The following is a 585-nucleotide window of genomic DNA, read 5'->3' on the forward strand; positions in this document are numbered from 1 at the left end:
AGGAAGACGTGGCGCGGTGAGTCCCTCCCGGGCGAACACTGAATAGATTTTCAGCATCGCCTCCTTGGGAAGGGGCCGGTCTTTGTCATGGGCGGCCAGAATCGGGGCGATCTCGGTCGCCACCATGCTGCGGGCAGAATCCTGGACGATGCTCTGCTCATCCGTTAGTGAAAAGTCCATGCTCGACCTCTTTTTAGGTTTAGCTAAGCTGCTGTTGACTTTCGATGCCCTTCTACGGACACGCTCTGGAGGCTGGTCGCCGGCTCACTGCCTTTTCAGGTCCCGCAGTCACCTGCTTCTCCGCTGGTCGAGCCAACGGCTCCCATGCCCCCGGCCCTACAAACGGCTCAGGGCAGTTCTGGCCGTCTATAAGCGCCCCAATGGAATGTCAAACGAAATTTCACTAGACGATACCAGTTCCATTATATATGCTCGGCTTTCATCCTGGGTCCGATGACTGGATGGGCGAGACGCGGGGCGGGCAGATTCCTAGCGTTTATGCGTGAGGAGGTCGCCTGGAGCGCCTGCGCCGCATTCAGGACATCTGATAAGGCACTGAGGAGGCTGAATGAGCGACGGAGAGCT

At 58.1% G+C, this 585-nt stretch carries 1 pseudogene; it reads right to left on the reverse strand.

Annotated features, from left to right (window positions below):
* Positions 1–180: pseudogene (locus ACK8OU_RS20425) on the reverse strand (hypothetical protein); the annotation flags it as partial.
* Positions 181–585: the final 405 nt, after the last annotated feature.

Source organism: Pontitalea aquivivens, assembly GCF_046507575.1.
Classification (GTDB): Bacteria; Pseudomonadota; Alphaproteobacteria; order Rhodobacterales; family Rhodobacteraceae; genus Pontitalea; species Pontitalea aquivivens.